This window comes from Arhodomonas sp. KWT, from assembly GCF_010993615.1.
The window spans coordinates 1-2,815 of sequence record NZ_WNXE01000261.1; the positions used below are offsets into that span (position 1 = coordinate 1).

3 protein-coding genes are annotated in these 2,815 nt (G+C 74.9%); 1 reads left to right on the forward strand and 2 read right to left on the reverse strand.

Annotated features, from left to right (window positions below):
• Nucleotides 1-738 (forward strand): EamA family transporter (locus G7A99_RS17565; RefSeq protein WP_163142588.1); only part of this gene is annotated, 738 nt, incomplete at its 5' end.
• A 5-nt stretch (nucleotides 739-743) separates the two neighbouring features.
• Here the strand turns inward: G7A99_RS17565 and cobA are convergent.
• Together cobA and G7A99_RS17575 are read right to left on the reverse strand one after the other, a co-directional pair.
• Nucleotides 744-1,523 carry a uroporphyrinogen-III C-methyltransferase gene (cobA, locus tag G7A99_RS17570; protein WP_240466332.1) on the reverse strand — a complete coding sequence of 260 codons (780 nt, stop codon included), beginning with the start codon at nucleotides 1,521-1,523 and terminating at the stop codon, nucleotides 744-746.
• Between the two features lie 11 nt (nucleotides 1,524-1,534).
• Nucleotides 1,535-2,815, reverse strand: a 1,281-nt coding sequence (locus G7A99_RS17575; protein WP_163142594.1) for a molybdopterin oxidoreductase family protein, incomplete at its 5' end; no start/stop codon positions are given.

A 2,815-nucleotide genomic window follows, 5' to 3' on the forward strand; every position in this document is an offset into this window, starting at 1 on the left:
CGGCTGCCGGGGCGGCTCGTCCTTGCGCTGATGGGCGTCGGGGCGGTGCAGCTCGGGGCCATGTACGTGTTCTTCTACCAGTCGTTCCTGCTGCTCAGCGTCCCCGAGGTGCTGCTGTTCACCATCTTCACGCCGCTGTACATCTCGCTGCTCGATGACGCCCTCAAGGGCCGGGTCAATCCCGGCGCGCTGGCCGGTGCGGCGCTCGCCGTGGCGGGTGCCGCGGTGATCCGCTACCAGGGCGTGTCGAGCGATATCTGGGCGGGCTTCCTGGTGGTCCAGGGCGCGAACCTGTGCTTCGCCGCCGGCCAGATCGCCTACCGCCGCATCGCCGGCGAGGTCGAGGCCGCCGTCCCGCAGCTCCAGGCGTTCGGGTGGTTCTACGTGGGCGCGCTGTGCGTGGGCGTGCCGGCGTTCCTGATCTTCGGCGATGCCTCGTCGCTGCCGACGACCCCGGTGCAGTGGGGCGTGCTCCTGTGGCTGGGGCTGGTGGCCTCGGGGCTGGGGTATTTCCTCTGGAACAAGGGCGCGGCGCTCACCGACGCGGGCAGCCTCGCGGTGATGAACAACGCCCTGATCCCGGCGGGTCTGCTCGTGAATGTGCTCATCTGGAACCGCGATGCGGACCTCGGGCGTCTGGCCCTGGGCGGGGCGCTGATGGGGCTCGCGCTGTGGGTGAATCACCTGCTGCGACCGCGCGGCGCGACCGCCGCCGCGGTGCCCGCCGCCGGCGAGTAGGCGCGTCAAGGCAGCGCCGCCGCCACCGCCGGTGGCAACGGCACGTCACAGGCGGCCTCCGCGGCGACCTCGCCGACGATCACCAGCGCCGGGCGCTCGTCGCGCACGGGCGGCAGGCCGTCGGCGAGGGTCGTGCGATACACCGACTGGTCGGCGCGGGTGCCGCCGTGGATTACCGCCACCGGCAGCCCCCGTCCCAGCCCGGCGTCGAGCAGCGCCCGGCGCAGACGCGGCCACTGGCGGGTGGCCATGTAGCAGACCAGGGTGCGTCCCGGTCCGGCCAGTGCCCGCCAGTCCTGGGCCGGCAGGTCGCCGTCGCGGCCGTGGCCGGTGATGAACGTGACCGCCGACGCCCGTCCCCGCTGGGTCAGCGGGATGCCCGTCGCCGCGGCGCAGCCCAGGGCGGCGGTCACGCCCGGCACCACCTCGCAGGGCACCCCAGCGGCCCGGCACGCCGCCAGCTCCTCGCCGCCGCGGCCGAACACGAACGGATCGCCGCCCTTGAGGCGCACCACGTGGCGCCCGGCCCGGGCGTGCTCGACGAGCAGTGCGCAGATCGCCGGCTGCGCCAGGGTGTGGCGGGCGCAGCGTTTGCCGGCGTCGATCACCCGGGCATGTTCCGGGGCCATCGCCAGGATGCGGTGGTCGATGAGGCGGTCGTGGACGATCACGTCGGCGGCGGCAAGGGTCCGGGCCGCACGGATCGTGAGCAGGTCCGGGTCGCCGGGTCCGCAGCCCACCAGCGAGACGCAGCCGCCCTCCGGGACGGGTCGATACGGGGTCATGGTCGCCTCCATCAGCCGGTCACCGCAGAGGGCCGGCCGGCGAGCACGGCGAAGCGCGCGGTGCCGTCCAGGGGACCGGCCTCGAACAGGTTGGTCAGCCAGTAGCGCTCGGGCAGCCCCTCCTCGTCGGGGGTCGCGTAGACGCAGGCGTGCAGGCTGCCGTCGCTGCCGATCAGCGCCGCGCGGTAACGCCCGGCGCGGGGATCGGCGTATTCCAGCCAGTCACCGTCGGTGCCGTCGTCGAGCAGTGTCCGCGCCCAGGCATGCCAGTCCGCCGGGACCTCGCCGTGGGCGAGCTCGTAGCGCTCGTGTCCCCGGCCGGGCACGCGGGTCCAGCAGTCCAGGGCGGTGACGTCCAGGCGCCCGCGGGCGACGGCGACGCCCTGCCAGGCCGTGGCCAGGGCGGTGACGCGCACCGGTGTGTGCTTGAACTCCGGTTCCCCGGAGCGGGGACACACCGCCGGGTTGACCAGGGCCCCGGCGCGGCCGCCGCTGGCGAACTGCTCGCTCCAGTGCATGGGCAGAAACACGGCCCCCGGTGCCTGCTCCGGGGTGATCTCCACGCGCACCACGGTGGTGCCCCAGGCGCTCTCCACCCGGGCCAGACCGCCGGTGGCGAGGCCGAGCGCGGCCGCGTCGGCGGGACTCACCGCCAGCCGCGGTTCCGGCGTGTGGCCACACAGGCGGGGTGCACGGGCGGAGCGGGTGAGGGTGTGCCAGTGATCGCGCACCCGCCCGGAGTTGAGGCTTAGCGGGTAGTCGGCGTCCGTCGCGTGGGCCGGCGCCCGGGGCTCGACGGCCTGCAGGCGGGCCCGGCCGTCGGCGGTGGGGAAGCCCCCGTCGGCGAACAGGCGCGGGTGTTCGGCACCGCCGGCGGCGGGCAGCGGCCACTGTCGGGGGGCGAGGGCGTCGTAGCCGGCACGGTCCAGGCCGGCGAGGCCGCCGATGTCGAACGCACGCGGCGCGCCGTCGAGGGCGGAGAGCCGCGCATGCTCGTCGAAGATCTCGTGGGGGCCCGCGTAGTCGAAGCCGGTGTAGCCCATGCGCCGGGCGACCGCGGCGATCATCCACCAGTCCGGCCGTGCCTCGCCCGGGGCGTCGCGGAAGGGGCGCTGGCGGGAGATGCGGCGCTCGGAGTTGGTTACCGTGCCGTCCTTCTCGCCCCAGGCGGCGGCGGGCAGGAGGACGTCCGCCCAGGCCGCGGTGTCGGTCTCGCGGGTCATGTCCGAGACCACCACCAGCTCGCAGCGGTGCAGTGCCTCGCGCACGCGCTCGGTATCCGGCAGGCTCAC